This window comes from Kribbella sp. NPDC004536 (assembly GCF_042873835.1).
In the GTDB taxonomy this organism is placed as follows: Bacteria; Actinomycetota; Actinomycetes; order Propionibacteriales; family Kribbellaceae; genus Kribbella.
In genome coordinates this window covers 401,212-425,468 of the sequence record NZ_JBIALY010000003.1, presented here as the reverse complement: position 1 = coordinate 425,468, position 24,257 = coordinate 401,212, and the positions used below count along the sequence as shown (strand labels likewise).

General features: G+C 69.7%; 25 protein-coding genes. 8 read left to right on the top strand and 17 right to left on the bottom strand.

Annotated elements, in window-relative coordinates; genetic code table 11:
• Nucleotides 1–55: 55 nt before the first annotated feature.
• From ACFYRU_RS27195 to ACFYRU_RS27185, 3 genes are all read right to left on the bottom strand, one after another.
• Nucleotides 56–865 (bottom strand): biotin--[acetyl-CoA-carboxylase] ligase, encoded by an 810-nt coding sequence (locus tag ACFYRU_RS27195; RefSeq protein WP_387663447.1) that lies wholly within the window; start codon nt 863–865, stop codon nt 56–58.
• Nucleotides 862–3,489: a phosphoenolpyruvate carboxylase gene (locus ACFYRU_RS27190; protein WP_387663446.1), complete on the bottom strand. Its 2,628-nt coding sequence runs from the start codon at nt 3,487–3,489 to the stop codon at nt 862–864. The genes ACFYRU_RS27195 and ACFYRU_RS27190 overlap by 4 nt, the downstream gene beginning before the upstream one ends.
• 98 nt (nt 3,490–3,587) lie before the next feature.
• Nucleotides 3,588–4,235, bottom strand: coding sequence for a TetR/AcrR family transcriptional regulator (locus ACFYRU_RS27185; protein ID WP_387663444.1), 648 nt, complete (start codon nt 4,233–4,235; stop codon nt 3,588–3,590).
• Nucleotides 4,236–4,300: 65 nt separating this feature from the next.
• On the opposite strand from ACFYRU_RS27185, the gene ACFYRU_RS27180 reads away from it, so the two are divergent.
• Nucleotides 4,301–4,783, top strand: coding sequence for an SCP2 sterol-binding domain-containing protein (locus tag ACFYRU_RS27180; protein WP_387663442.1), 483 nt, complete (start codon nt 4,301–4,303; stop codon nt 4,781–4,783).
• Here ACFYRU_RS27180 and ACFYRU_RS27175 read toward each other — a convergent pair.
• Nucleotides 4,780–6,663 (bottom strand): hypothetical protein, encoded by a 1,884-nt coding sequence (locus ACFYRU_RS27175; protein WP_387663440.1) that lies wholly within the window; start codon nt 6,661–6,663, stop codon nt 4,780–4,782. The two genes, ACFYRU_RS27180 and ACFYRU_RS27175, sit on opposite strands and share 4 nt — an antisense overlap.
• A gap of 74 nt (nt 6,664–6,737) precedes the next feature.
• Complete coding sequence (locus tag ACFYRU_RS27170; protein ID WP_387663438.1) at nt 6,738–7,277, bottom strand: hypothetical protein; 540 nt, start codon at nt 7,275–7,277, stop codon at nt 6,738–6,740.
• Nucleotides 7,278–7,366: 89 nt separating this feature from the next.
• Between ACFYRU_RS27170 and ACFYRU_RS27165 the strand changes: the two genes are divergently transcribed.
• Nucleotides 7,367–8,944, top strand: coding sequence for an acyl-CoA carboxylase subunit beta (locus ACFYRU_RS27165; RefSeq protein WP_387663436.1), 1,578 nt, complete (start codon nt 7,367–7,369; stop codon nt 8,942–8,944).
• Nucleotides 8,941–9,132 carry an acyl-CoA carboxylase subunit epsilon gene (locus tag ACFYRU_RS27160; protein ID WP_387663434.1) on the top strand — a complete coding sequence of 64 codons (192 nt, stop codon included), beginning with the start codon at nt 8,941–8,943 and terminating at the stop codon, nt 9,130–9,132. The genes ACFYRU_RS27165 and ACFYRU_RS27160 overlap by 4 nt, the downstream gene beginning before the upstream one ends.
• 20 nt (nt 9,133–9,152) lie before the next feature.
• On the opposite strand, the gene ACFYRU_RS27155 is transcribed toward ACFYRU_RS27160, so the two are convergent.
• Both ACFYRU_RS27155 and ACFYRU_RS27150 read right to left on the bottom strand, forming a co-directional pair.
• Entirely contained in the window at nt 9,153–10,343 is a 1,191-nt protein-coding gene (locus tag ACFYRU_RS27155) for a Maf family nucleotide pyrophosphatase (RefSeq protein WP_387663433.1), read from the bottom strand.
• Nucleotides 10,340–12,034 (bottom strand): DUF885 domain-containing protein, encoded by a 1,695-nt coding sequence (locus ACFYRU_RS27150; protein WP_387663431.1) that lies wholly within the window; start codon nt 12,032–12,034, stop codon nt 10,340–10,342. Before ACFYRU_RS27150 ends, ACFYRU_RS27155 begins: the two co-directional genes overlap by 4 nt.
• Before the next feature lie 94 nt (nt 12,035–12,128).
• On the opposite strand from ACFYRU_RS27150, the gene ACFYRU_RS27145 reads away from it, so the two are divergent.
• Nucleotides 12,129–13,268: a neutral zinc metallopeptidase gene (locus ACFYRU_RS27145; RefSeq protein WP_387663429.1), complete on the top strand. Its 1,140-nt coding sequence runs from the start codon at nt 12,129–12,131 to the stop codon at nt 13,266–13,268.
• On the opposite strand, the gene ACFYRU_RS27140 is transcribed toward ACFYRU_RS27145, so the two are convergent.
• Together ACFYRU_RS27140 and ACFYRU_RS27135 are read right to left on the bottom strand one after the other, a co-directional pair.
• Entirely contained in the window at nt 13,248–13,586 is a 339-nt protein-coding gene (locus ACFYRU_RS27140; protein WP_387663427.1) for an MmcQ/YjbR family DNA-binding protein, read from the bottom strand. The two genes, ACFYRU_RS27145 and ACFYRU_RS27140, sit on opposite strands and share 21 nt — an antisense overlap.
• Nucleotides 13,587–13,588: 2 nt before the next feature.
• Nucleotides 13,589–14,998 (bottom strand): MFS transporter, encoded by a 1,410-nt coding sequence (locus ACFYRU_RS27135; RefSeq protein WP_387663425.1) that lies wholly within the window; start codon nt 14,996–14,998, stop codon nt 13,589–13,591.
• Nucleotides 14,999–15,091: 93 nt separating this feature from the next.
• Here ACFYRU_RS27135 and ACFYRU_RS27130 point away from each other — a divergent pair, with 93 nt between their 5' ends.
• On the top strand, nt 15,092–15,643 hold the full coding sequence (locus ACFYRU_RS27130) for a TetR/AcrR family transcriptional regulator (RefSeq protein WP_387663423.1): 552 nt from the start codon (nt 15,092–15,094) through the stop codon (nt 15,641–15,643).
• Nucleotides 15,644–15,690: 47 nt separating this feature from the next.
• On the opposite strand, the gene ACFYRU_RS27125 is transcribed toward ACFYRU_RS27130, so the two are convergent.
• Nucleotides 15,691–16,230: a flavoprotein gene (locus ACFYRU_RS27125; protein WP_387663421.1), complete on the bottom strand. Its 540-nt coding sequence runs from the start codon at nt 16,228–16,230 to the stop codon at nt 15,691–15,693.
• 239 nt (nt 16,231–16,469) lie between these two features.
• On the opposite strand from ACFYRU_RS27125, the gene ACFYRU_RS27120 reads away from it, so the two are divergent.
• Together ACFYRU_RS27120 and ACFYRU_RS27115 are read left to right on the top strand one after the other, a co-directional pair.
• Complete coding sequence (locus ACFYRU_RS27120; protein ID WP_387663419.1) at nt 16,470–16,655, top strand: hypothetical protein; 186 nt, start codon at nt 16,470–16,472, stop codon at nt 16,653–16,655.
• The gene (locus ACFYRU_RS27115) at nt 16,652–17,068 is read left to right on the top strand and encodes a type II toxin-antitoxin system VapC family toxin (protein WP_387663417.1); all 417 of its coding nucleotides are present in this window, start codon (nt 16,652–16,654) and stop codon (nt 17,066–17,068) included. Before ACFYRU_RS27120 ends, ACFYRU_RS27115 begins: the two co-directional genes overlap by 4 nt.
• On the opposite strand, the gene ACFYRU_RS27110 is transcribed toward ACFYRU_RS27115, so the two are convergent.
• From ACFYRU_RS27110 to ACFYRU_RS27085, 6 genes are read right to left on the bottom strand one after another with little or no spacing between them, the layout of a single operon-like run.
• Complete coding sequence (locus tag ACFYRU_RS27110) at nt 17,065–17,613, bottom strand: hypothetical protein (protein ID WP_387663416.1); 549 nt, start codon at nt 17,611–17,613, stop codon at nt 17,065–17,067. The two genes, ACFYRU_RS27115 and ACFYRU_RS27110, sit on opposite strands and share 4 nt — an antisense overlap.
• A complete protein-coding gene (locus ACFYRU_RS27105) occupies nt 17,610–18,911 on the bottom strand; it encodes a DUF58 domain-containing protein (protein ID WP_387663414.1) in 1,302 nt (433 codons plus the stop codon). The genes ACFYRU_RS27110 and ACFYRU_RS27105 overlap by 4 nt, the downstream gene beginning before the upstream one ends.
• The gene (locus tag ACFYRU_RS27100; protein ID WP_387663412.1) at nt 18,908–19,882 is read right to left on the bottom strand and encodes an AAA family ATPase; all 975 of its coding nucleotides are present in this window, start codon (nt 19,880–19,882) and stop codon (nt 18,908–18,910) included. Before ACFYRU_RS27100 ends, ACFYRU_RS27105 begins: the two co-directional genes overlap by 4 nt.
• A gap of 6 nt (nt 19,883–19,888) precedes the next feature.
• Nucleotides 19,889–20,470, bottom strand: coding sequence for a hypothetical protein (locus ACFYRU_RS27095; protein ID WP_387663410.1), 582 nt, complete (start codon nt 20,468–20,470; stop codon nt 19,889–19,891).
• Nucleotides 20,467–21,171 carry a DUF4129 domain-containing protein gene (locus tag ACFYRU_RS27090; RefSeq protein WP_387663408.1) on the bottom strand — a complete coding sequence of 235 codons (705 nt, stop codon included), beginning with the start codon at nt 21,169–21,171 and terminating at the stop codon, nt 20,467–20,469. Before ACFYRU_RS27090 ends, ACFYRU_RS27095 begins: the two co-directional genes overlap by 4 nt.
• Nucleotides 21,172–21,188: 17 nt before the next feature.
• Nucleotides 21,189–22,397: a GNAT family N-acetyltransferase gene (locus ACFYRU_RS27085; RefSeq protein ID WP_387663406.1), complete on the bottom strand. Its 1,209-nt coding sequence runs from the start codon at nt 22,395–22,397 to the stop codon at nt 21,189–21,191.
• Between the two features lie 96 nt (nt 22,398–22,493).
• Between ACFYRU_RS27085 and ACFYRU_RS27080 the strand changes: the two genes are divergently transcribed.
• A complete protein-coding gene (locus ACFYRU_RS27080) occupies nt 22,494–23,567 on the top strand; it encodes a CobW family GTP-binding protein (protein ID WP_387663404.1) in 1,074 nt (357 codons plus the stop codon).
• Here the strand turns inward: ACFYRU_RS27080 and ACFYRU_RS27075 are convergent.
• Nucleotides 23,564–24,253 carry a maleylpyruvate isomerase N-terminal domain-containing protein gene (locus ACFYRU_RS27075; RefSeq protein ID WP_387663402.1) on the bottom strand — a complete coding sequence of 230 codons (690 nt, stop codon included), beginning with the start codon at nt 24,251–24,253 and terminating at the stop codon, nt 23,564–23,566. The genes ACFYRU_RS27080 and ACFYRU_RS27075 overlap by 4 nt on opposite strands.
• Nucleotides 24,254–24,257: the final 4 nt, after the last annotated feature.

Sequence of the window (24,257 nt, the reverse complement as noted above, 5' to 3'; positions counted from 1 at the left end):
GCCGTCCTGCTCGGCTACGGCGTGATCGAAACCCTGATCACGGCGGCCAAGATCTTCAAGTAGTCCGCAGATGCGTGACGTCGCCTGCCGCTAACGGTCGAGGGCCGTCAGGGGTGTCCACTATGAGCCGGCCGTCGTCCGCCAGGTCGCGGGCGGTTCCTTCCAGATAGCTGCCATCTGGAAGTTCTACGCGTACTGGTTGGCCGAGGGTGGCTGAGAGTTCGCGGTATTCCGGAAGTACTACGGATGGATCCCCGTTGGCGTCTACCCAGGACTGGTAGCGGGAGGCGAGTTCGCGGAGGACGGCGGACATGACTGTGGCTCGGTCTGTGGTCCGCGCGTGCTCTAGGGATAGGGAGGTGGCGGCCTCGTGGGGCTTCTCTTCGGAGCGGAGGGTTACGTTGAGGCCGATGCCTACGACGGCGGCGGGGCCTTCGACCCGTTCGAGGAGGATGCCGGCCAGCTTGCGGTTCTCGACCAGTACGTCGTTCGGCCACTTCACCTGGGCAGGGATCTCAGCTACCTGTCGTACGGCCGCCGCAACGGCCAGCGGGACCAGCAAACCCAGCCACGGCCACCGTGCCGCGTCAACGGTTGTTGGGCGCAGCAGGGCCGACATGAGCAACGCAGAGCGAGGCGGTGTGGTCCACGTACGTCCCAGTCGACCACGACCGGACGACTGGTACTCAGCAGCGACCACCAAGCCCTCCGGCTGACCTGCCGCAGCCGCCGCTGCTACGACGGCGTTTGTCGACGGCGTCTCCGCGACGACATCGATCTGCGTCCACAGCGATCCGGGACGCACCAACCGCCCCCGCAGGAACTTCTCGTCCAGCGGGGGCCGTTCCAGGTCGCTGTAGCTCATCCGGTGTTCTGCAGACCTGCGGCAACGCCGGAAACGGTCAGCAACAGCAGGCGTCGCGTACGGACGATCTGCTCCTCGTTGAGGGAGTCATCGGTCCGCAGCGTGCGCAACGCCCGCAGCTGCAGGTAGCTGAGCGCATCGACGTACGGGTTGCGCAGCTCGACCGCACGACCCAGCACCCGGCGTCCCTGCAGCAGCCGCTCCTCGTCGAGGACCTTCAGCACCCACTCAGTGGTCAACGCGTGCTCGTCCATCATCTGCTTGGTCAGCTCCGGCCGGTCGCCGAGCTCCAGGTAGCGGCCGAGGATGCGCCGGTCCGTCTTGGCCAGCGACATCTCCGCGTTCTCCAGCATCACCTGGAACAGCGGCCAGTTCTGGTTCGCGTCCCGCAGCAGGTCGACGTCGCCGACGGCCGCCAGCGCCGTACCGAGGCCATACCAACCAGGGGCGTTCACCCGTGCCTGCGACCACGCGAACACCCACGGGATCGCCCGCAGGTCCTCCAGCGACGACACCGCGACACCACGCCGCGCCGGCCGCGAACCGAGCGGCAGCTGGCCCAGCTCCTCCAGCGGGGTCACGGTGCTGAACCACTCCGCGAAGCCGTCCGCCTTCACCAGCCGGTGGTACGCCGTCCGCGCCGCCTCGTCGAGCGTCTTCTCCATCACCGCGAACCGGTCGGCCGCGGCGGCCGCCCGCTCCTCGATCGCCGGCGTCGACGCCAGCAGGGTCGCCGCGGTGACCTGCTCGATGTGCCGCTGCGCGATCGCCGCGTTCCCGTACCGGGCCGGGATCGCCTCGCCCTGCTCGGTCAGCTTGAACCGCCCGGCCACCGAGCCGGGGGCCTGCGCCAGGACGGCGCGGTTCGCCGGGCCGCCGCCGCGTCCGAGGGCGCCACCACGGCCGTGGAACAGGGTCAGCCGGATCGCGTTCCGCTGCGCCCACGCGGTGATCCGTGCCTGCGCGTCGTACAGCGCCAGCGTCGCCGACACCGGTCCGACGTCCTTGGCGGAGTCGGAGTACCCGAGCATGACCTCGAAGCGCCGGTCGTTCGCGGTCAGCCGGTGCCGGACCCGGGTCAACTGGATCGCGTTGTCGAGCACCTCGACCGAGTTCTGCAGGTCCTCGCCGGTCTCGAACAGCGGTACGACGTCCAGCTCGATCGGCCGCCCGTCCAGCGCGGCGTCGGCCAGCTCGTACACCGCGGCCAGGTCGCCCGCGTTCCGGGTGAACGAGACGACGTACCGACGGCAGGCCTCAGGGCCGAAGCGCTGCTGGATCTGGGCGATCACCCGGAGGGTGGCGAGCACCTCCTCCGTCTGGTCGGACAGCTCGCCTCCGCCGAGCACCTCCTCGAGCGCCTTCGCGTGCACCGAGGAGTGCTGGCGGATCTCCAGCTCGGCCAGGTGGAACCCGAACGAGTTCACCTGCCAGATGAGCTGCTGCAGCTCGCCGTACGCCTGCCGTGGTGCACCGGCGGTCACCAGCGAGTCCTGCAGGACCTTGAGCTCGTGCAGGAAGTCGGCGGCCCGCGGGTACCCGAAGTCGGCGTCACGGGAACGTGTCGCGGCCAGACGGCGGGCAGCCAGCAGCAGGAGCTGCCGATGCGGCTCAGCGGGCGAACGGGTCTCGATGTCGGTGATCAGCTCCGGGTTGACGGCCCGGGCGTCTTCCAGGATCCGCCGTACCGGCGCGGACGGCGGAGTGGTCGCGGCGTCCAGGGTCAGCGCGCGGCCGAGCTCCTCGGTCGCCTGCTCGAGCGCCCGGAGGACGTGGTCGGCCTGGATCTGCATGGCTTCGCGGGTGATCGCCGCGGTGACGTTCGGGTTGCCGTCGCGGTCACCACCGATCCACGAGCCCAGGTGGACGAACGGCGCCACCACCGGAGTACGAGTACCGGCAGCATCACCGGCGAGCGCGTCGTCGAGCCGGCGGTACACGTTGCCGACGACCTTGAACAGGGTCTCCTCGAACACGGCCATCGCCGAACGAACCTCGTCCAGCGGCGACGGCCGGCTGGTCCGGAGCTGGGACGTACGCCAGAGCACGTCGACCTGCTCGACCAGGCGGCGGCGGTTCTCGGCCAGGTCGCTGTCGCCGGCGCGCGGGTCGTGGCGCTCGTCCAGCAGCGAGGTGATCCGGCGGATCGTCGCCAGCACGGCACGGCGCCGGGCCTCGGTCGGGTGCGCCGTGAGGACCGGGCGGAACTCCAGGCCGCTCAGCAACGCCCGGGCCTGCTGCTCGCCGGAGTCGCGGGTGATCTGCTCGACGGCCTGGGCCAGCTCGGACACCACGGCCTCGCTGCCGGCCCGGTCGCGCTCGCGGAGCACGCGCGCGCGGTGCAGCTCCTCGCTCAGGTTCGTCAGGTGGAAGTAGCAGGTGAACGCCCTGGCCACGTCCTCGGCGCGTTCGTGCGGCCACGAGGCGACCAGCTCCTCGGCGGCCGCGCCGTCGCCGGCGATGGTCAGCTCGCGGAGTTTCTCGACGTCGTCGAGCAGCGGCTGACCGGCGTACTCGACCAGAACCTTGCCGAGGATCTCGCCGAGCAGGCGGACGTCGGCCCTGAGTTCTTCAGGCACCTCGAACCGCGCGCGGGTACGGGTCTCACTTCCGGTCTCGGTCACGTTCGCCCACCCTATCGGCGGACGCACGATCACGCTGCCGAGTCCGCCCACTGGAAGCCGATCGTGACCGGCCGTTCAGCTACTTCACAGTAGCTGGGTCAGACGTTGCCGAAGCCGCCGGCGACGACCTGGGAGACGGTGCGGGCCAGCTCGGCCGGGGTGCGGTCGGTGGGCCTGCCGGTGTCGCCGACGATCATCCGGGCGCAGGCCTCGGTCATCGAGGCGAGCAGTTCGGCCAGCACCGGGAGGTCGGCGTCCGGGTCGGTGACGCCGGGCAGCGACTTCATCAGGGTCAGCCGGAGGCTCTCGACCAGGAACGCGCGGGCCGCCCGGACGCGCTCCGCGACGACCGGCGCGGCGCCGTACTGGGCGCCGAACACGATCCGCCACGAGTGCGGCTGCTTCGCGACCGCGGTGAGGAACGCGGTCAGGCCGTCGAGCACGTGCTCCGCGGGCGTGCCGACGCTCGGGTCCGGCGGCAGCGCGGAGACGATCGTGATCACCAGGTGCTGCTCCTCGCGGGCGAGCAGCGCCAGCAGCAGCTCGTCGCGGTTCGCGAAGCAGTCGTAGACGACCGGCTTGGTGACTCCGGCGGCGTCGGCGACGGACTGCATCGTCGTACCGGCGTAACCCTGCGCGGAGAACACCTCGAGGGCCGCGTCCAGGATCAGTGGGCGGCGGCGTTCGCGGCCTAGATGCGGCGCGCGCCGACGGCGTTCGGCATCCCCTCCGATGTCGCTGGCCACTTGACAAACCTAACAGGCCGTAGGAAATTCCTACGGTCTGGTAGGAACTGCCGCGGGGGTGGTCGATGACCGAACGAGGCAGTGCCGGTTGGCTCGAGTCCGAGGGCGTCACGGCCTTGGACGCGAGCGAGTTGGCTCGGCTGGTCGACCGGACGTCGGAGCGGGAGCTTCGGCATCGACTCATCGGGGGAGTACGAGAGATCGCGTTGCGCGAGATCTTTCGCCGGATGCCGGAGTACCTCCGACCCGCCCGGGCCGCCGGGTTCGATGCTGTCATCAACTGGCAGATCACCGGCGCGGGCGGGCCCGGCCGACCTGAGGCGGTCGACGAGTACTGGATCCGCGTGCACGATGGCCGCTGCACGCCGGTGCCGTCCGGCCCGGCCCCTCCCGACATCACCATCCGTACCGACCCCACCACGTTGCTGCGCATCGTCACCGGCAACGAGGACCCGGTGCTGGCGGTGCTCAAACAACGGCTCACCGTCCAGGGCGACCTCGCCCAAGCCGCGCGTCTCCCCAAGCTGTTCAGCACCGGCCCTGCTTAGCGGTCGATCGTCCGGTCCGTGGTCTGCTCGGTCGCGGTGCGATTGGTTGCCGCCGGTGCAGTGGTTGCCGGCTTGACGCTCGCGAACGGGGTCGCGGCCGGGTCTGCGCCGGGCGCGAACCTGGTCGTGCCCGCCTGGCGGTCGAGGTCGCGGGACTCGCGCCGGGCGCTGCCGGGATCCTCCTCGAAGATGCTGACCATCTCGAGGCTCAGCCTGGCCACGTACTCGCCGTACCCGGCCGCGTCGTCGACCTCCCGGTCGGCCAGCACGGAGTACCCGCCGTCGCGCCACACCTCCACCTGCGCCGGCAGCCGGTCGAAATGCTTGTCGACGTCGGCCGCGATCAGCCGGACGGCGAACCGGCGCTCGCCGGGATCGATCGTGGAGCCCTCCACCAGCCGATGGGCCGCGGCGATCGCGATGCCGGCCCGGCCCTGGCCGGCCATCCGGCGCAGCGTCTCGTTCGGGAACTCGGTCCCCCGGGCCGCGTCGACCGCTTGCGCGAACGCCCGCGCCGCGGGTGCCTGGTCGGTGTCGCGGTACGCCGGTTCCGTCGTACGCAACTGGTCCGCGTACTGCGGGGGCACCGCGCGGTCGATGATCTCGTTGAGGTGGTCCTCGCCGAGCGCGTTCGTGACCGCGTCCTGGAGCGCAAGGAACTGCGGCGCGACCGCCTGGACGGCGGCTTCGTTCCGCCGGTCGTAGCCGTACGGGACGGCGAGCCTGGCGTACTGCGTCGCGACCTTCTGGACCGCTTGTCGCGCGACCGGGACCTGCCCGGCCGGGAGCGGACCGTCCGCGCCGTCCGCGGTCAGGTCGCGCAGCGCGAGTGCCTCGTCCCGGGTCAGCCGAAGCGAGTAGTCCGGCACCGGTACCGCCTGTCCAGGCTCGGGGATGGTCTCGTTCCACAGGGACTGGTGGGTGCCGGTCAGCTCGTGCACCGCGAGCTGGATCCAGCGGACCTGCTCGTACAGCGTCCCGGCCTGCTCGGGTTGCTCGATCGCCTGGTGCTCGTCGACGGCCGCATGCAGTTTGTCGATCTGCGCGCCGGCCCAGGAATTCATGTCGTCGACCGCGAGCGCGCCGCCGGCGATGTCGTCGCGGCGGTTCTCGACCTCCTCGGTCAGCTCGCGTTCCTTCGTCTCGCGCGGATCGCGGGACGCGAAGTTCGCCTCCAGCTCCTGCGCCGCCTGGCGTACGACGGACGCCTTCTCCGCCGCCGGCAGCGTCGCGAACCCGGGATTTCGCTCCAGCATCTTCTTCGCGATCACCGGCGCGGCACCACCTCGACCGGCCGCGACAAGCTCCCGCAGTACGTCGCTGTCCCGCTGGTCGAACCGAACTCCGACGGCGAACGCGAGCGAACGCGCAGCCGCCACGTCACCTTCCAGCACCGGCGGCGCGAACAGCCCGAGATCGCCCGGCTTCCCGTCCGTGAACAGGGACTCGGGCAGCCGCGGCGCGACGGACTCGGCGTACGCCCGGCTGACCGCCCACCCGAGCCGATCTCGCTGCGCCTGGCCGGCCGGCTCTGGCACGCCCTCCCCGGGCCGAAGCCGGTCCGCGACTCGCGCGGTGACGATCGTCAGCAGGGCCCGGGCGGCGCGCCGGTCGTCCCACGGTTCCTCGAAGGTATGGTCGCTGGGCTCGAGATCGTTCGGATCCAACCGCCACCGGTCCCGCGCCAGCACCTCCTCGGTGCTCGGTGCGAGTCGCGCCGGAATGTCCAGGTTGTCGCCGAGCAGTCCGAGTACCCGCAGGTCGCCGTCGGTCAGGCCGGCCACCAGCTCGTCCGTCGTCGCCGCGCACCGAAGGCCGGTGTCCCCCTCGACGAACCGGACGACACCTGCGACGACCCGTTCAACACTCGGCTCTGCCACGCAGGGCAACCTACCGACGACCGGGGTCCAGAAGGACCTCGATCAGCGCTCCTGACTCGCGCCGGACCTGCCGGTCAGCGGCCCGGGGCGTCGCGGTGGGCGTCGCCGGCGGAACCGCCGGCGCGGGGTGTCGCCTCGGAGCGGTGGGCGGTCGTGGCGGACGTACGCACCACCCGCAGCGGCGGGATCGCTCCGTCGGTCCTGTGGTTCGCGGCAGCCTCCTGGCCGCGATCCGGCTGTGCACCCGCCGGGTCCGGCGGCTGCTGCTCGAAGCTGCGGATCGCGGACATCGTCCGGTCGCCGAGGGTGTTGCCGTACAGCTCGGCCTCGCGGTGCAGGTTCGCGCCACGCGCTCGCCAGTCCGCCATCCGAGCAGGCAGTTCGTCGAATCCCTCGGCGAGCATGGTGGCGGTCGCCTCCGCCGCGAGAGGACGGCTCGCGAGAGGGATGCTCGACGACGCGACCATCGCGTCGACCGCGGCGGCCGTCGCGGCCTGCGGTGACCTCGCCTGCGCCGCCGACAGGGCGGTTCCGATTCCGGAATGGTGCTCGACTCTGGTGAGGAGCCGCTCAGCCACAACGGCGCGGAGGTCCTCGAACTGTTGATCTGCCACGCTCGGCAGCGTAGCGACCGCGCGAGTCAGCACACCGTGCGGCGGAGGTCACAGGCGGTAGGGCGTACTGGCGCGTAGGCTGCCCGTTCATGGGAGAGACCGTGAACATCCACACCACCGCCGGGAAGATCGCGGACCTCGAGCACCGGCTCGACGAGGCCGTGCACGCCGGGTCGGAGCGGGCCGTGGAGAAGCAGCACGCGCGCGGGAAGAAGACCGCCCGCGAGCGGATCGAGCTGCTGCTGGACGAGGGATCGTTCTCCGAACTGGACGAGTTCGCCCGGCACCGGTCGACGAGCTTCGGGCTGGAGGCGAACCGTCCGTACGGCGACGGCGTGGTGACCGGGTTCGGCACCATCGACGGCCGCCAGGTGTGCGTGTTCGCGCAGGACTTCACCGTCTTCGGCGGCAGCCTGGGCGAGGTGTTCGGCGAGAAGATCGTCAAGGTGATGGATCTGGCGATGAAGATCGGCTGCCCGCTGATCGGCATCAACGACTCCGGCGGCGCCCGGATCCAGGAGGGTGTGGTCAGCCTCGGCCTGTACGGCGAGATCTTCCGCCGCAACGTCCGCGCGTCCGGCGTCATCCCGCAAATCTCGCTGATCATGGGCCCGTGTGCCGGCGGCGCGGTGTACTCGCCCGCGGTCACCGACTTCACCGTGATGGTGGACGAGTCGTCGTACATGTTCATCACCGGCCCGGACGTGATCAAGACCGTCACCGGCGAGGACGTCACCCAGGAGGAGCTCGGCGGCGCCCGGACGCACAACACCAAGTCCGGCAACGCGCACTACCTGGGCTCCGACGAGGAGGACGCGATCGAGTGGGTGAAGGCGCTGGTCGGTCACCTCCCGCAGAACAACCTCGAGGATCCCCCGGTGTACGACGCGCCCGCGGACCTCGAGCTCTCCGAGACCGACCTTGCCCTCGACACCCTCGTACCGGACTCGCCGAACCAGCCGTACGACATGCACACCGCGATCGAGGCGGTCGTCGACGACGGCGAGTTCCTCGAGGTGCAGGAACTGTTCGCGGCGAACCTGATCGTCGGCTTCGGCCGGGTCGAGGGCCGCCCGGTCGGGGTGGTCGCGAACCAGCCGATGCAGTTCGCCGGCACCCTCGACATCGACGCCTCCGAGAAGGCGGCCCGCTTCGTCCGGACCTGCGACGCGTTCAACCTGCCGATCCTGACGTTCGTCGACGTACCCGGCTTCCTGCCCGGCACCGACCAGGAGTGGAACGGCATCATCCGCCGCGGCGCCAAGCTGATCTACGCGTACGCCGAGGCGACCGTGCCGATGATCACCGTGATCACCAGGAAGGCGTACGGCGGCGCGTACGACGTGATGGGGTCCAAGCACCTCGGCGCCGACATGAACATCGCCTGGCCGACCGCGCAGATCGCGGTGATGGGCGCGCAGGGCGCGGTGAACATCCTGCACCGCCGCGAACTCGCCGCCGCCGAGGACGTCGAGGCGCGCCGCCAGGAACTGATCACCGAGTACGAGGACCACCTCGCGAACCCGTACATCGCGGCCGAACGCGGCTACATCGACGCGGTCGTCAAGCCGAGCGAGACCCGCGCCGAGATCGTCCGCGCCCTCCGCCTGCTCCGCACCAAACGCGACACCCTGCCCCCGAAGAAGCATGGGAACATCCCGTTGTGAAGATCCTCAAAGGCAACCCGACCCCTGAGGAACTGGCCGCCCTCGTCGCCGTCCTCGCCACCCGCACCGCGCCCGCACCGCCCGCCCCCGACACCACCCGCGCCGGCAACTGGGCCACCTACTGGCGCAACGCCCGCACCCCCTTCCACCCCGGCCCCGGCCAGTGGCGCGCGTCGGCTCACCCCTGACCGAGGCGCCCGATGAGAGTTCACACCCGGCGGAAGCGGACCAGTGGGTACGTCGGGGCTTCGCCGGTGTTGCGTACGGGGCCTTGGAAGGTGGTGGCGCCGTCCAGGGTGAGGCCGTGGCGGGCGGCGATTGCTACCAGGTGGGCGAGGGAGTCCTGGGAGCGGGTGTCGTTGGGGACGCGGTCGTCGGCGTAGCGGCTGGCTTCGGTTTTCTCGGTGGTCGTGACGAAGACGCCGTCCGTACGCAGGACGCGGGCGACCTCGGCGATCACCGGTTCGCTGTCGTCGAGCAGGTGCAGCAGCCACACCGCGACCACCGCATCACACCGCCGATCCCCAACCGGAAGCCGCCCGGCGTCCGCGGCCGCAACATGCCCCGGCAACCGAACCTTCGCCCGCTGCAACATCGCCACGGACAGGTCGAACCCATGCACGAGGTTGCCAAGAGCAACAAGCTCAGCACCGACGATCCCGGTCCCGACAGCCAACTCAAGCACCCTTCCGGTGTTCTCGAGAAGACTGTCGACCGCTTGGGCGGCGGCTTGGGCTCGGGGGTTGCCGCCTCGGGTTTCGTCGTAGGTGGAGGCGACGGATTCGTTGTAGGTGAAGGGTTTTTGGGAGTTCCAGAGGGCCGGCCAGGAGATGCCTACTTCGGCGAGCATGCGGCGGAGCAACGGTAGGGAGAGGCCGACGACGTTGTGGTAGTCGCCTTCGATCGCAGTCACGAACGGGCCGCCGAGCCCGTCGACGGTGAACGCGCCGGCCACCACGAGTGGTTCGCCGGTAGCGACGTACGCGTCGATCTCCTCGTCGGTCAGGTCCGCGAACTGGACCTTCGTCGACGACAGCTCGCGCAGTTCCTGCTTGCCGGAGGTGTCGATCAGGCAGTGCCCGGTGTGCAGCACGCCGCTCCGCCCGCGCATCATCCTCCACCGCTCCCGCGCGACGTCCGGCGTCTCGGGTTTACCGTACGGTTCCCCGTCGAACTCCAGTACCGAGTCGCACCCGAGTACGGTCGCGTGATCGCTCAGGTTCGCGACCACCGCCCGCGCCTTCAGCGTCGCGAGCAGCCGCGCGAGCTCCCCCGGGTTCTCCGCGATGACGTCGTCCTCGTCCACACCGGAGACGATCACCTCCGGCTCGATGCCCGCGCTGCGCAGCGTCTTCAGCCTGGCCGGCGACTTCGAGGCCAGCACGAACCGGACACTCACAGCTTGGCCAGCGCCCGGCGCAACGGGTCCAGCCCGATCGAACCGAGGTTCAGCGCGTCCCGGTGGAACTCCCGCAGGTCGAACGCGGATCCCTTGCGCTGCTTGGCTTCCTCCCGCGCCTGCAGCCAGATCCGCTCGCCGACCTTGTACGACGGCGCCTGGCCCGGCCACCCGAGGTACCGGTTCAGCTCGGCCTGCAGGAACTCCGTCTCCATCCGGCAGTGCGCGCGGAGGAACTCGAACCCGAGCGCGGCGTTCCACCGCTCCCCCGGCCGCCACCCGAACGGGTTGTCCCGCGGCACCTCGAGCTCCAGGTGCATGCCGATATCGACGACCACCCGCGCGGCCCGGAAGCCCTGCGCGTCCAGCATCCCGAACCGCGCGCCCGGATCCTCGAGGTAGCCGAGCTCCTCCATCAGGCGTTCGGCGTACAGCGCCCAGCCCTCGCCGTGACCGGAGACCCAGCAGGCGAGCCGCTGCCAGCGGTTCAGCAGGTCGGTCCGCAGCATCGTCTGCGCGCACTGCAGGTGGTGACCGGGCACGCCCTCGTGGTAGACGGTCGTGACCTCACGCCAGGTGGCGAACTTCTCGACGCCGCTCGGTACCGCCCACCACATCCGGCCCGGCCGGGTGGTCAGGTCCTCGCTCGGGTTCGTGTAGTAGATCGAGCCGTCCGAGGTCGGCGCGATCATGCACTCCAGGGTGCGGATCTCCTCCGGGATGTCGAAGTGCGTACCGCCGAGTTCCGCGACGGCCGCGTCGGACAGCTGCTGCATCCAGTCCCGGAAGGCGTCCTTGCCCTGGATCGTCCGCGCCGGATCGCTGTCCAGCAGCGCGGCGGTCGCCTCGATGTTCCGCTCGCCGCCGTTCAGCCCGGCGGCGATGTCCTGCATGTCGTTCTCGATCCGGGCCAGCTCCTGCCAGCCCCAGGCGTACGTCTCCTCGAGGTCGACCTTGGCACCGAGGAAGCTGCGCGAGGCGAGCTCGTACACCTCCCGGCCGCACGCGTCCCGCTCCGGCGCCCGCGGCGCGAGGTCGGACGTGAGCCACGCGCCGAACTGGTCGAACGCCTTCCGCGCGGACCCGGCAGCAGCTTCGACGGCCGGCTTCACGGCACCCTCGGGCGCCTGCGCGGCGAGACCGGCGAAGAAGTCGTCGCCGTCGGCACCGGTCCAGCTGGCGATCCGCTCGGCCAGCCCGGTCACCTGACGGACCGCGGAGACCCGCCCGGCGTCGGCCTGCTCCAGCAGCGTGTCGCGATACCCGTCGAGGGTCGTACCGATCTGGTTCAGCCGGATCGCGACGACCTCCCAGTCCTGCTCGGTTGCTGTCGGCATCAAGTCGAACACCTGGCGCAACGCCGCCGGTACCGACGAGATCGCGTTCAGCTGGTGCTGCGGGACGCCGGCTTCGTACCGCTCGAGCTCCAGCCCGAGCCGCTCCACGAACGCGTCCTTGGCGACCTCCTCGCGCGGACTGCCCGGCTCGATCGCCCGCGCCGCGGCGAGCGACCGCCGGGTCAGGTCGACCCGGGCCGCGAACCCGGCCGGGGTGAAGTCCGGCAGCTCGTGGTCGTGGCCGGCGATCCCCATCTCGGTCGCGCCGATCGGGTCCAGGACGATGTCCTGCTCGAGGTGCTGTTCGGCAAGCTGGTCGATCGGGCTGTTCGGTGTCGTCACTGCGTCAGTCACGGCCTGACCATACCTTTCGAGGCCGCTCAAAGCTGACCTGTTTGTTGCCGATACTGTGACCGTTGCTCCAGTACGAGGCACGAGAGGAACGGCGTTGAGCCAGCCACCCTACGGTCCGCCCGGCCAGAACCCGCCGTACCCTCCTTACCAAGGCCCGCCACAGCAGTACGCGCCGCAATACCCGCCCCAGTACCCCCCGCAGTACGGCCCGCCGCCGCAGCAGCAGGGACCCGGCTTCGGCTGGGGACCGAACTTCGGGCCCGGCCCGGGTGGTCCCGGCGGCCCGCGCCGGCCGCGGAAGAAGTCGAAGGCGCCGCTGATCGCGATCCTGTCGATCGTCGGGATCGGCATCGTCGGCGCGGTGCTGATCGGCCTGGTGAAGAAGGCCGCCGAGGACGTCACCACGCCGCCGGTCACGCCGACCCGGTACACCCCGAAGCCGACCGCGTCCCCGACTGGCGAGCCGTCGACACCGACCAGCACAGGCTCCCCGACCGAGGCGTCGAGCGAGACGATCGTGGCGAAGAACCCGATCTACACCGTCGGGCAGATGGCGTCGGTCGGCTGCCGGGAACCGAACATCAAGCCGAACACCGCGAAGAACGCGGCCGCCTACTGGACCGCGATCAAGCCCTGCCTGGACCAGTCCTGGAAGCCGCTCGTCGAGAAGGCCGGCTTCCAGTTCACCCCGCCGACGATGACGTTCTGGGCGGGGACCACGGTGGCCAACCCCTGCGCCAGCGGTGCGGTGAACGTGCCGTTCTACTGCTCGGCGAACAACATGCTGTACATGAAGGTCGACGTGTTCGTGAAGGCGTACACCGAGTACCCGGGCGATCCGATCGGCGAGGCGTACGCGCGGATGTGGTACACCCGCTCGGTCGCGCACGAGTTCGGCCACGGCGTCCAGAACATGACCGGGATCCTGCAGGCCGCGAGCAAACTGCGGTACGCGCAGGAGGACTACGCCGGGCAGATGCGGATGACGCGGCGGATGGAGCTCCAGGCGAACTGCTTCGCGGGCGTATTCCTGGCCGTGAACAAGTCGAGCTACCCGATCAACGGCAACCTGCTGTACGTCTGGAACAAGTACGTCGTGACCGCCGGCGACAAGCCGGAAGAAGGCGACCACGGCAGCGTCGCGAGCCAGGGCCGGTTCATGGGCAGGTCGTTCAACACCGGCAACCCGGCCAGCTGCAACACGTTCTCGGCGTCACCGGCCAACGTCAGCTGACAACTCCGGCGGCGCGACCTGGCGCCAGGAGTCGATCAGGATGTCGTGCAGTTCGTCCGCGTCCTCGAGCGCGGCGAGGCGGGCTCGAACCCAGTTCGAGCCCGCTTCGTGTTTCGGTACCCAGAACTTCTCCGGCTCCGCCGCGATCAGCTCCTCGCGCTCCAGCCGCGGGCAGCGGACCGCGAACGACGTCTGGTCGTCCGGCACGGTGACGAACATCCGCCCGGCGACGTCGAACGTCGGGTGCCCCCAGCGCCGCTTCTCCACGGTTTCCGGGAAGGACAGCGCGATCCGTCGTACGTCGTCAGCGTCGAGCACGGTCACACTGTAGAACGTTGCCGCCCCGGGAGCAGGAGGGCGATGAAGGTACCGGCGGCGACCACGGCGGCGCCGGTCCAGACCGCGGGGACGATACCGGCCGCGAAGTCGGTCGGCGACGCGTACGAGCCGGCCGAGGCGAACACCGAGGCGAGGATCGCGACGCCCATCGCGACACCGACCTCTCGGATCGTGTTGTTCGTCCCGGACGCCACACCCCGGTCGGCCTCGGACGCGCTGGCCATCACCACGCTCGCCGACGGTGCGAACGTCAGCCCCATGCCGATACCCGCCAGCACGAACGGCGCGACCAGCTCGCCGTACTGCGTGGTCGCGGTGGTGACCAGCGCGATCCAGCCGAGCGCGGTCGCGAGGAACGCCTGCCCGATCACGATCAACGTACGCGCCCCGACCCGGTCGACGACCAGGCCCGCGAGCGGTGCGACGACGAGCGGCGCGGCGGTCCACGGCAGCGTCCGGACGCCGGACTGGAACGGCGTGTACCCCTGCACGACCTGGAAGAACTGCGCGAGCAGGAACACCGACCCGAACACCCCGACCGCGAACGTGAACGCGACCACGTTCACCACGCTGAACGAGCGGACCGAGAACAACCGCAGCGGCAGCATCGGGGCGCTGGTACGGCGCTCCCAGCCGAGGAACGCGGCGAGCAGGACGCCGCCGGCGATCAGCGTGCCGAGTACGCCGCCGGACGTCCAGCCGTCGTCGGCGCCGTGCACCACGCCCCAGACGATCGACAGTACGCCGGTCGTCGCCAGGACCAGGCCGACCAGGTCGAGGCGTTTCGCCGTACCCTTCGACTCGGTCAGGACGCGGGAGGCCAGCAGTACGGCGACGACGCCGGTCGGGACGTTCAGCCAGAAGATCCACTGCCAGTTGAGGCCGTCGACGACCGCGCCGCCGACCACCGGGCCGACGGCGATGCCGAGACCGGAGATGCCGCCCCAGATACCGATCGCGGCGCTGCGCATCTTCTCCGGTACGGCGTCGGCGAGCAGGGTCAGCGACAGCGGCATCACGGCCGCGGCGCCGATGCCCTGGATCGCGCGGGCGGCGGTCAGCATCCACGGCTCGGTCGCCAGCGCGCAGGCCGCCGATGCCGTTGTGAACAGGGCGATTCCGGCCAGGAACATCCGCCGGCGGCCGAGCCGGTCGCCGATCGCGGCGGCGGTCAGCAGCAGCGCGGCGAAGGCCAGCGTGTAGGCGTTCACGAACCACTGCAGGTCGGACAGCGTCGCGTTCAGCTCGTGCTTGATCACGGGCAGCGCGTTCGTCACGACCAGGTTGTCGAGCGTGACCATGAAGGTCGGGATCCCGACGGCGGCGAGCACGACACCGAGCCCACGGGTCGCCGGTGTTGCCTGCCTCTCCTCGAGGGCGGTCGACGTCATCTCCGTACTCCCTTGTATGCATTGACTGATAACAAGCTCGATGACGAGAGTATGCATTGACTGATAACATGTCAACCGACGAGAGGAGAACTGGTGACTCCCAAGGTTCGGCTCACCGCCAAGGAGCGCGGCGACGAGGTCCTGCGCGCGGCCGTCCAGGCGTTCGCGGCGTCCGGCTACGAGGGCACGAAGACCGACGAGATCGCCCGGCTGGCCGGGGTCTCACAGCCGTACGTGATCCGGCTGTTCGGCACCAAGCAGCAACTGTTCCTGGCCGCCGTCGAGAGCGTCTGCGCCCGGATCGAACAGATCTTCCGCGAGGCCGCGGCCGAACGCCCCGACCTGGCCAACCTCGGCAACAACTACGAACGCCTACTGGCCGAACCCGAGCTCCTCGTCGTCCTCCTGCACGGCTTCTCCGCCGCCGGCGACCCCACCATCGGCGACTGCGTCCGCCGCCGCTTCGGCAGCATCTACACCCTGATCCGAACCCTCACCGGCGCCACCCCCCACGAGACCCGCGAATTCCTCTCCGCCGGCATGCTCATGACAGTAATGTCCGCCATGCAGGTCATGGGCCCCAACCCCATCCCCCTCCCCTGGGCCCAAGAACTATCCGAAACCTTCACCGACGAAGAGAAGTAACCGAACAGAGATGGTCGGTTTCGGCAGGCGTCCTTCGGAGATGGAGATTATGCCTGCTGTCGCGCAGCCTCGAGTGCCAATTTCCACGGAAATCGACTCGCCGCCGCGTCTCCGGTGCGGGGCGGGTGCGGCTCGAACTCGCCTGGACCGAAAAGTACGGCGACTCCGGATGTGCGGAGTTCTGCGACGCTCCGGATAAAGGTGGAATTCGCGGCCAGAGCCTGGTTCACGAACGGGAGCGCGACGATTCGAACTCCCAGCCCGGTCAGTTCGGCGAGTTGTGTCAGCGGGTAGTTGTCGGCGATCCCGGCAGCCCATTTGTTGATGGTGTTGTACGTCGCCGGAGCGACGACCACCGCATCAGGGTTCGGCGTGGGAGTGTCCCCGGGTCTGCGGTAGGTCGTTCGCACAGGATGGCCGGAAAGCTCTGCAACGGCATCCACATCCAGAAAATGTTGTACGGCGCTCTCGGTGGCGACGCAGTACACATCCCAGCCATCGTCGTGAGCGAGATCGATCATCTCGTGGATCCGCGCAGCAGGTCCGGCGCCACAGATGAAGAGATGCAGGACGCGTCGTTCGCTCACACCACCACACCTGCCCGAGCTGCCATGTCGCGAACCACCTGATTGAGAATTCCCAGAAGAGCGCGGACCAAGCCATGGGCCAACAATCGACAACACACCTTTTGCGGCACCAGGCGCTCAGCCTCTTTCAGGACTCGTACGGCGTCTTCACACTGTCCCATGGAGGTGTTGGACGTGGTGAGGTCGAGCAGGCTGCCTGCTGTGGGATACTTGACCCAGTCGATCCTGGAGGTGACGTCGTGAGCGCTGACAACGCTGAGCACTCTGCGCGAGAGCGCGCGATCGCGTCGGTCGACGAGCTCTTCCGGGATTCCGCTCCGGTACGCTCTGCCGGGGATCTCGCCATGGACGGCGTGTTCGACGATGACGAGGTGCAGGAGTTCCTCACAGATCTCGGCGAGATGCGGCGGGCCGACGTCGCGTGAGCTCGCGCACGATCATTCTCGACACCGACGTAGCTTCCCTGAGCATCAAGAACGCGCTTCCTCCGGCGCTGCTCCGCGAACTACTCGGTGCTCAGATCGGCATCACCTTTGTCACACTGGGCGAGCTCAGCCGGTGGGCGCATCTGCGTAACTGGGGCTCCACGAAGACGGCCGGGCTGGAGGCTTGGCTCAGCACGCGGCCTACCCTGCCGTACAACGAGGCGGTGGCGCGACGGTGGGGCGAAATCTCGGCGTATGCCACCAAGCGGGGACGCCCGCGCCCTCAGAACGACAGCTGGATCGCGGCCTGCTGCCTGGCCTACGACCTGCCGCTCGCGACGCTCAACGTGAAGGACTTCGCGGACTTCGCCGAGTACGAAGGTCTGCGGATGGTTGGGTGCGAAGAGAGCTAGTCGCGGTTCAGTCTTTGGCCGGCTACCAGCCACAGGGTCGTGGTGGTCAGGGAGATCGCGGCGACTGTCACCAGCAAGGAGCCGGTGATGTTTGCGTGTTGGATCAGCGCGGCGGCGGCCGATGCGGTAGGGGCCAGGAGTAGGGCGATTGTGCCGGGGAGCCACCAGCGGCGGAGGGCGGTTGGGTGGACCCGCGCGTACGACGGGAGTTGGGCGGCGAAGGCGGCTGCCAGGTGGACCGTGGCCAGGGCCATTGCGGTGACGGGCAGGGCCCAGGTGATGGTCGTGGGGGCTCGCATCAGCCAGCCCAGCGTGATCACGAACAGGAACAACGTCGCGGCGACCGAGTCGGGGAGGACGACAGTTGCCAGCAGGAGCGGGACGGCCAGGTAGAGGACCAGGTCCATCTGGTCCCACGGCTGCACGGTCGGTAGGACGATTGCGGCCGTACCGGCGGCCGCGATGACGAAGCGGGCCAGGAGTACGGCTCGGCTCGCGGCGCGGAGTTCCGCCAGCCACTGGGTGATCTTCTCGTCGGCTGTCATGAGCGGATCCTGGGTGCGGCGGACAGGCGGGCGGCGTCCCGGAGAACTTCGTCCAAGGTGCCGGAGCCTTGCCAAGGGACAGTAGGTACGCCCAGGTCGCTCAACCGGTCCAGGTCGCGGCGGCGTTCCAGCAGGCGCAGGCGCCAGGCGAGCGGCCACGAACGGGTGTCGTGGGTGTCCAGGTCCATGGTCGACACCACGTCCGGCGGGAGGGTGTCGATCGCGATCACGGTGCAGCCCGAGTGGACCAGGGTCACGATGTAGCCGAGCATCGTCTGGCGTAGCAGCGGACTGAGCACCAGTACGAGGCTGTCCGAGCGGACCCGGTTCCGGCGGGCCAACTGTTGTTCGTCCTGTTGGCTGCCCCGGCGATCCGCGTGCACGAGCGTGTCGAGGATCCGCCGCAGATGCCCGCGCCCGCTTCCCGACCGCACACCCCGGAACAGGCTGCCCGTGTCGATCAAGCGAACCCGGTCGCCGTTCCGCAGGTAGTGTTCGGCGATCGCCGCCGCGGCACGTACGGCGGTGTCGAGGCTCGACGACCGCCCGTCGATCCCTTCGCTGATACCGATCTCGCCGCCGGTGTCGACCATGATGACGACCTCGGTGTCGCGGTCCGACCACGTCGACGTCACGTGCAGTTCCTGCGTACGCGCCGACACCGCCCAGTTGATCCGCCGCAACCGGTCACCCGTACGGAACGGCCGTACGCCCGACAGCTCCGTACCCTCACCCGGCCGCCGCGACCGGTGCAACCCCACCAGCCCGGCAGGACGCGGTACGGCGTCCACGGCCTCGAACCCTTCCCGCAACGGCAGCGTCGTCACCGCCTGCGTACCGGCCGACGTCACCTGCACCCGGTACGCCCCGACCGCCGACGTCGCCGTCACCGTTGGCCGCTCCAACGACCGCAATCCCCACCGCTTGGACCGCACGCCGACCTCGAGCGTCACCTCGCCGTGCGTGACCGGTTCCGCGACCGCGGCCTGCGGCGGGTCGTACTGGAACCACGCGGTCCGCGGCAGCGCCGCCACGATCAGATCGATGTCCGGATCGACGGACTCCGGTACGCGCAGGCGGTACGTCGTACCCTGCCCCTCGAACAGCACGTCAGCGTCCAGCTCGGTCCGTACCTCGGGCCGTTCGTGCGGCCGGAAGTACCGCCCCCAACCCGCGAGGAACACCAACGGCAACCCGAACACGGCCGCGTCCGGGCGACGGAACAGAACGGCAACACCGAGCAGCACCGCGGCGACGACAACCGCCCGGATCTGCGCGTGGGTGGGTCTCCAACTCATCTGACAACCGCGACGGTGGGCGGCGCGGGGACCGAACCGAGCACGGTCCGTACCACCGTCGCCCCGGTCACCTCGTGCAGCCAGAACTCGGGCCGTACGGTGATCCGATGCGCGAGCGCCGCGACCGCGACCGCCTTCACATCTTCCGGTACGACGTAGTCGCGCCCCTGGATCACCGCGTACGCGCGGGATGTGAGCAACAACGCCAGCGATCCACGAGGCGACGCTCCCACCAGCACCTGCGAGTCCCGCCGGGTCGCCGTCGCGAGGTCGACGCAGTACTGACCGACGCTGTCGTCCACCGTCACCGTCTCAACGGCACGTTGCGCCGCGAGCAGACCGGCCGCGTCCGTCACCGCCTCGACCGACTGGTCCTCGGTACGGCGGCTCATCCGCCGGCGCAGCACCTCCCACTCCTCCGCCGGGCTCGGGTACCCGAAGCCGATCCGCAGCATGAACCGGTCGAGCTGCGCCTCCGGCAACGGATAGGTGCCCTCGTACTCCACCGGGTTGGCGGTCGCGAGTACATGGAACGGCACCGGCAGCGGGAACGTCTGGCCCTCGACCGTGACCTGGTGTTCCTGCATCGACTCCAGCAGCGCGGCCTGCGTCTTCGGCGGGGTCCGGTTGATCTCGTCCGCGAGCAGCAGCCCGGTGAAGATGGGGCCTGGCCGGAAGACGAACTCCGACTCCTTCTGGTCGTACACGAACGCGCCGGTCACGTCCGACGGCAGCAGGTCCGGCGTGAACTGGACCCGCCGGAACTCCAGCCCGAGTGCCTGCGCGAACGACCGCGCGGCCAGCGTCTTCGCCAGGCCCGGGTAGTCCTCGAGCAGCACGTGCCCGCCGGCCAGGATGCCCGCCAGCACCAGCTCGAGCGCCTCGCTCTTCCCGACCACGGCCTGGCCGACCCGCTCCAGCACCTGCCGGCTCAGTTCGGAGACCTCCCCCAGAGTCCGCTCCTCAGTCACTGTTCCTCACAGGTTCTCGATGGTGTGGATCGCGTCCTCGATCTCGCCGAGCGACGCCGTACGTTTCTCGTCAGCACTGATCAGCGCCCACAGCCGGTCGCCGACGATCGCCCGGGCCTGGTCGGGCTCCCGCGCCGGGTCGACGCCGTGCCGGTGCACCAGGCGGTCGGTGGCCAGTTCCAGCAGCAGCGGCCGGATCCGCCGTACAAACGTCTGCGACCCCTCGCCGGCGCGCCGCTCCCGGCCCGATTCCTGCAGCCAGGTGGCGAGGAACTGGGTCCGGGTGTCGCTGTTCTGACTGCGGATCCCGGCTGTCCGGTCGTCGTGCCGGCCGGGCCAACTGGTCTCCAGTACGTGCGGCAACATCAGCCGGATCGCGAGCGAGACGAGCCCGACCGCCAGCGCGGTCGCGACGAACCACAGCGGCCGCGGCGCCATCCCTGCCGCCGCGAAGATCGCCACCAGCGCGATGCTCGCGAGCACGGACACGCCAAGGTGCTGCAGAAGCATCTTGTTCGGCAGCCGCCGCTTCGGCTTCTCCGGCGGCGGTCCTTTCTCCTCGAGAGCGGACCATCGGTACGCCGTCATTCGCCGGCCTCCACAGCTATCGCGAGCTCCTCGCGCAACCGGAGCAGTGCCGCGCGGGCCTCGGTACGAGCCGCTTCGGTCGAACCGTGGGTCGAGTAGCGCGCCTCGCGATACAGCTCGCCCAGCCGGATCAGCTCCGGTTCCGAGATCCCGCCGACGCCGAGGACCCGTACGGTGAACTCGGCCGGCGTCTCGGACGGATCCCGCGGTACGCCCGCCGACGCCGCCGCTTCCTCGAGCGCGACCCAGCACGCCACGACCGCGTCGGTCGCCGTACCGGTGTCGATCTGCGCGAGACCTGTGTCGACCGCCTCGGCCAGCCGCTCGGCCTTCACCCGCTCCCACTCGTTGTCGTCCGGCTCCCGCTGCGGCAGCCGGACCCGGCGGACGATCCGGACGATCACCAGCACGATCAGCACGACGATCGCGGCGACGATCAGGTAGATCAGCGTCTGCCACATCGACAGCAGCCAGCTCGGGGTGTCGTGCTGCGGCAGCATCCGAGGCGTCGGCGTGGCCTGCGACGGCGGCGTCTGCGTGACGAGTTGAGGGGGCAGCGTCCGGGGCTTCGCGCGCAGCGTGCTGCCGCTGACCGGACGCACCGGTCCGCTCGCGGACGCGAGTACGACGAAGCCGGCCGTCACGAGCCCAACGAACAGGACGACGGCCGCCGCGAGCGCACCCCTACGCTGCGTCTGCATTTGGGCAGGTTACCCCTTCAGAAGCCTGTGTCGAGGAACGGAAGTCGAGATGTGGAAAACGCTTGCGAAGTCGCGGCCAGCGAACCCGGGGTGTGTTCGGTGACCAAGCCGGCGCGACCGAGGCGGGCGAGGGACGGGCGGCCGAGGTAGACGGCACCCAGATCGCGTACGTCGAGCGTGAGGTCGGCCGCGCGATCCACGGAAACGCATGCAGCGCCGTCGAGGCCGCCCGAAAGGTGCCAGCGGCCCGCGTTCCACGGGAGGAAGTCGTCGACGATCTCGAGCACCACGTCGACATCCCGCGCGTACGTACGCCCGGCGAGTGCGCGGGCGACGTCGACCGGCCGTACCCACAGACCGTCCCGCGTGATCGCGCCCGGCGCCCGCGGGTCGAGCAGCAGGTCCAGCAACGGGTCGTCGGACGCGAGCGGCTCGCAGTGCGTCTGGCTGAGCAGATCCGGCTCGAGCAGGTACCGCCACAGCGCCGCATGCGCCGCGATGTCGACAGCATGCACCCGTTGTACGTCGACGTACCCCTTCTCGGCCCGCTTGGTCCGGTAGTGCGCGAAGCCGACGAGTTCGCCGTCCCGCTCGGCGACGACGCACCGCAGCTTGGACGCGTTCGCAAGGTCGCTCACGACGGTCGGGCTGATCGTGTACTGCTGCCAGCGCTCGTCGTGCTGGAACATCCCGGGTCGTTCGAGCGCGAGCCGGTTCCGGAGCTCCGCGCAGCGCGACAGGCTCTCGCGGACGTCGACGTACCGGATCCGTACGTCGTCGATGCCTTCCACTGGGCGCAGCGTCCGGGACGCCTTCGGTACGACGATCTCCTGGTGATCGGCGGCCAGCCCGTACCCGAACCGTGGGTAGATGACCGGTTCGCTCGCGGTCAGCGCCGCCAGCGGCTCGCCCGCCTCGTGGACGTCGGTGAGCTGCGCGCGCATCAGGTCGCGCAGGATCCCGCGCCGCCGGTGCGTCGGCCGGACGCCGACCATCGTCACGCCCGCGGTCGGCAACTGCCCGCCCGGCACCGACATCCGGTGCGAGAACGTGCCGGTGTGCCCGACGAGCTGACCGTCCTCGCTCGCGACGATGCTGCGCCCGGGTTCCCAGACGCCGCGCTCGGACTCGTACTGCTCGTCGGTCCACGGCGCCGAGAACGCCACGTCCAGGAGCTCGAGGAGCTCGTCCCATCCACCGGTGTATTTCCCGATCTCGATCGCCATGTTCCTTGCCTACCAGACGATCGGGGCCTACCGCCTGTTGTTTCCGGACACGCCGTAGCAGTGGACTGATGAAAACCGTTTTCATATAATGTGTCCATGACCGCCCAGTCGAAGACTCCGTTGTCCCTGTTGGTGGGGCTGTCCGCGACGCTGCGGGCGCCCGTACTGGAAGCGATGACCGACGCCACGACCGTGGTCGTGGCGGTCGATCAGGACGAGCTGCCCGGTCGCGGCGTGCTGACCTGGCTCGTACAGGACCTGTCCGGGCCGATCGACGCGGGCGAGTTCACCGTCGGCGACGACTGCGGGGCGTGCCAGCTGATCGAGTCGCTCGTACCGTTGCTGGAGGCCCTGGTCGCCCGCGGGCACTGGGATCACGTCGTGCTCGCGACACCACCCGCGATGGAGGCGCGACCGTTGGTGAACACAATCGTCGCGACACTGCCGGAGCTCGTCGTGGACACGGTCACCTGTGTCGTCGACGCCGTACTGCTGGTCGAGCAGCTGTCCGGTGACGAGCTGCTCGCGGAGCGCGGCCTCGCGCTCGGGTTGCCGGATCGGCGCAATGTCGCGGAGTTGACGGCGCGGCAGATCGAGTACGCCGACGTGTGCGTGCTGGCGAATGCGCACCGGAGTACGGCGGTCGTCCGGCTCGAGCACCTACTGGAGCACCTGAACCCGCGGACGTCGGTCGTGACGGCGGGCGCTTCCGGCGTACCGGACGGAGCGGTGGCGCGGACCGGGCGGTTCGACTTCGACGCCGCCGAGGCGTGGGCGGGCGAGCTCGCTACCTCGGACCGGGTCCAGCCGAGCGACGACGGGGTGACGACCGTACTGTGGCGGTCGACGCGACCGTTGCATCCGGCCCGGTTGAACGATGCGCTCGAGGACATCGTCCACGGCGTGGTGCGGAGCCGCGGCGTTGTCTGGCTGGCGAACCGGCCGACCCAACGGGTCCGCTGGGAGTCGGCCGGCTACAGCGCGTCGCTCGGCATGCTCGGCGAATGGTCCGAGACCGAACACCTCGCGGAATGCACCGTGGTCGCGACCGGCATGGGCCTCGACCCGGCGCGCCTGCAGGCGATCCTCGACGCATGCCTACTGACCGAGTCCGAGCTGGCCAGTCTGGACTGGAGCAACCTGGAGGACCCGTTCGCCGGGGTTTTCTAGCTCAATAGCGGGAGGCGGGTCGCGTGTGGGCCGAGCATGTCGTGGTCGGCTTCGTCGAGTGGGATGCGGCCGGTGGCTTTCAGGATGTACGTGGTGGTGTCCCAGCCGATCAGGTCCCACGCCTCGGGGCCGAACAGGCCGTCGAGTGTACGAGCGGTGACCTGCAGCGCCTCGGGATCCGGCTCCGGTGCGTTGGGGAAGCCAACGGTCAGATCCAGGTGGTGAACCGTTGCCTCGAGCACCAAGGTGGCGACGAAGTCCTTCGCTCTGAGGACATGTCCCTGGGTCTCGATGCGGTGGTCCTTCGTGGCCAGTCCGACCGCCGCTGCGCGGACGGCCGCCTCGGAGACCTCGCGCCAGTGCTGCACGAGCTGCGCCGGTCTCCGGTACGCCGAGGCGACCGTCGACACGAAGGTGGTGCCGCCCTGCGGCGGGACGTCCTTCCAGTAGGTGACGAAGTCCCGGTCCGGCTCGACCACCGCCGGGCTGGCGAACGCGATCAGCGCGCGCTCGGCGTCGTACAACAGATGCACGAGCAGCGGACCGACCGGCATCCCGGGGCAGCGCGTCTCGCGGCGGAAGTCCGCGTCGCTCAGCCCCTGCACCGTCTCGGTCAGCCGCCCGTAGGCCCGCCCCAGGGTCGCCGCCAGTCCCAGCGGCAACGCGCCGCGCTCGGGTGCCCTCATCCCG

Coding starts and splice junctions, on each gene's coding strand:
- ACFYRU_RS27195 (WP_387663447.1), bottom strand. CDS start 865: ATGAGCTACAGCGACCTGGAACGGCCCCCGCTGGACGAGAAGTTCCTG.
- ACFYRU_RS27180 (WP_387663442.1), top strand. CDS start 4,301: ATGACCGAACGAGGCAGTGCCGGTTGGCTCGAGTCCGAGGGCGTCACG.
- ACFYRU_RS27165 (WP_387663436.1), top strand. CDS start 7,367: ATGGGAGAGACCGTGAACATCCACACCACCGCCGGGAAGATCGCGGAC.
- ACFYRU_RS27135 (WP_387663425.1), bottom strand. CDS start 14,998: ATGACGTCGACCGCCCTCGAGGAGAGGCAGGCAACACCGGCGACCCGT.
- ACFYRU_RS27110 (WP_387663416.1), bottom strand. CDS start 17,613: ATGACAGCCGACGAGAAGATCACCCAGTGGCTGGCGGAACTCCGCGCC.
- ACFYRU_RS27105 (WP_387663414.1), bottom strand. CDS start 18,911: ATGAGTTGGAGACCCACCCACGCGCAGATCCGGGCGGTTGTCGTCGCC.
- ACFYRU_RS27095 (WP_387663410.1), bottom strand. CDS start 20,470: ATGACGGCGTACCGATGGTCCGCTCTCGAGGAGAAAGGACCGCCGCCG.
- ACFYRU_RS27090 (WP_387663408.1), bottom strand. CDS start 21,171: ATGCAGACGCAGCGTAGGGGTGCGCTCGCGGCGGCCGTCGTCCTGTTC.
- ACFYRU_RS27085 (WP_387663406.1), bottom strand. CDS start 22,397: ATGGCGATCGAGATCGGGAAATACACCGGTGGATGGGACGAGCTCCTC.
- ACFYRU_RS27080 (WP_387663404.1), top strand. CDS start 22,494: ATGACCGCCCAGTCGAAGACTCCGTTGTCCCTGTTGGTGGGGCTGTCC.
- ACFYRU_RS27075 (WP_387663402.1), bottom strand. CDS start 24,253: ATGAGGGCACCCGAGCGCGGCGCGTTGCCGCTGGGACTGGCGGCGACC.